This window comes from Citreimonas sp., assembly GCF_042096055.1.
Taxonomy (GTDB): domain Bacteria; phylum Pseudomonadota; class Alphaproteobacteria; order Rhodobacterales; family Rhodobacteraceae; genus Citreimonas.
The window spans coordinates 1-2,306 of the sequence record NZ_JBELMH010000029.1; the positions used below are offsets into that span (position 1 = coordinate 1).

Here is a 2,306-nt window from a genome sequence, read left to right on the forward strand (position 1 = left end):
TTTACAATGGGTTGCCGGGTTCGTGGGGTCGCCGCTTTCGCTAGATAATCCGGTGGCGGAGACCGAAACGAAGGCGCAGAGCGGTCAGAAGGACCGCTCCGTGGCGGCCGCCGTGGCGCCGGCGCATGAGACCGGCGACAGCAGCGAAATCCCTGCCGGAAGTCTCTGATAAAAAAAAGACTTCGCGCCCGTAGCCTGGCGCAATGTCGAACGGGCCCTAGACGGATGAAGCGAACGACCTGATCGTCGCGGATTACTTCGCGATGCTGGCCGACGACATCTCCGGGCGCCGCTACAGCAAGGCTGAACACCGCCGCGCACTCCTCTCGCTGCTGAACGACGGGTCCGAGGGGTCCGTCGAGTTCAAGCACCAGAACGTCAGCGCGGTGCTGAAGGGGCTCGGCGAGGACTGGATCCCCGGCTACAAGCCCGCGTTCAACTTCCAGATGACCTTGGTGGATGCCGTTGCCCGATGGCTGGCGCTGAACCCGGCCTGGCTCGGGCGCCAACCTGGGCTGCAACCCGCCGCTGGCCTACGGCTGCGATCCGCTGGCTCCGATCAAGGATGCGGTGACCTCCGATGGCGACGTCGTGGTGCCAGGCGGCGCGATAAGAAGGCCGCGTTGAAATTCCTCAAGAAAGCCATGCGCAGGCACGCGAAGCAGGAGACGATCGTCACTGACAAACTGCGATCCTACGGCGCGGCGTTGAAAGAGATCGGCGCTGGCTTTCGCCAGGACACGAGCCGCTGGGCGAACAATCGAGCGGAGAACTCCCACCTGCCATTTCGACGACGCGAGCGAGCAATGCTCCGGTTCAGACACATGCGGAGCCTGCAGACATTCGCTTACGTCCATGCCTCCGTCACGAACCACTTCAACTCAGATCGCAGCCTCTCCTCCCGCGCCAACTTCAAGCTGAACCGACCCGCCTGTAGCTCTCGGGCGACGCGATTCGGACCCCACGGGATGATGCAAATCCGCAGCGCTCCAACGCACGAGATTCATGGTACGTCAAGGTTCGCCTCCTAATGGCTGCACGGGGCGGACGGGGTTTCCACCGCACGCTCGGCAATCATCGCGATAACCCTCGACCTGACCGCACGCGAAGGCGTCGCCATGTCCGGGCCAACAGCGACAAGCGCTTCGGTGTCAGGGGAAGCATAGTCCGCAATGACATATTCCTCGGCCACCACGCCTCCGTTTTTCCCGTATCGCGGAGTCCTCGTGCGGGCCGCCGGGGCAATCCTCGTGGCGGGCGCCTGCTTTGCCCTGTTGCGCAGCCGTTTCGCCGGGATCGCGCCTGACGATCTCATGGACGCCTTCGCGTCGATCGGCCTGTCCAGCGTGGCGCTGGCGCTGTGCCTGGGCGTCGTCAGCCACCTCGCGCTGTCCGGCTACGACATGCTGGCGCTTTCCCGGCTCGGTCTCTACGTGCCTTGGCGGCGGGCGCTCGCGGGCGGGTTCGTCGGCATGGTCGCAGCGCAGGTCGTGGGCTTCGGCCTCGTCACCGGCAGCCTCGCGCGCGGCCGGATATACCGGGCCAACGGGCTGCAGGGCGTCCAGATCGCCGCGCTGTCGGGCCTCGTCACCGCGGGGTTCTTCGCCGGCGTCGGGCTGAGCCTCGCCGTGCTGCTGTGCATCGACCCCGCTCCGGCAGAACGTGCCTTCGGCATGGACGCGGGCCTGGTGCGGATCGCGGCGCTGATCGTGCTGGCCCTGACCGTGACGCTGGTCGCGATCGGCCGGAAGGCGGAATCCATCCGCGTTCTCTCTGTCAGGTTCAGGCCGCCGGACGTGGGCTGGCTGTGGAAGGCGACCGTTCTGGCGCTCGCGGACACGGTGCCCGCCGCCCTGTGCCTCGCCGTGCTGCTCCCGTCCGAGGCGCTGCCGTCGCTGCCGACCTTCGTCGCGATCTACCTGATGGCGCTGACGCTCGGTCATGTCGCGAACCTGCCCGGGGGCGTCGGTCCGTTCGAGGCGATGCTGCTCGTCGCGCTGCCGGACGTCCCGATCGAGGCCATGACCGCCGGGATCATCGCGTACAGGATCGTCTACTTCTGTCCGCCGGCGCTTCTTGCGATCGTCCTGCTGGTGCGCGCCCGCAAGCCGGTGCGGCATGAACCGGCCCGGCGCGGCGTCACACTCGACCGCGTGCGATGGCTGGCCGACGGCGCAGGGCAGGCCGAGGCCGCGCTGCTCGAACTCGGGGACAAGTACGTCTACGCACCCGCCGCCTGCCGCGCGTTCGCGATGTACGGGGTCGGCCCCGGCACCTGGCTGATGCTGGGCGATCCGATCGGACCG

2 protein-coding genes are annotated in these 2,306 nt (G+C 67.2%); both read left to right on the plus strand.

The features are described from left to right. The first annotated feature begins 263 nt into the window (after positions 1 to 263). Positions 264 to 1,031 carry a DDE-type integrase/transposase/recombinase gene (locus ACFDTC_RS08460; RefSeq protein WP_375258443.1) on the plus strand — a complete coding sequence of 256 codons (768 nt, stop codon included), beginning with the start codon at positions 264 to 266 and terminating at the stop codon, positions 1,029 to 1,031. Between the two features lie 141 nt (positions 1,032 to 1,172). Next, on the plus strand, positions 1,173 to 2,306 hold a 1,134-nt coding region (locus ACFDTC_RS08465; protein WP_375258444.1), incomplete at its 3' end, for a hypothetical protein.

Coding starts and splice junctions, on each gene's coding strand:
- ACFDTC_RS08460 (WP_375258443.1), top strand. CDS start 264: ATGCTGGCCGACGACATCTCCGGGCGCCGCTACAGCAAGGCTGAACAC.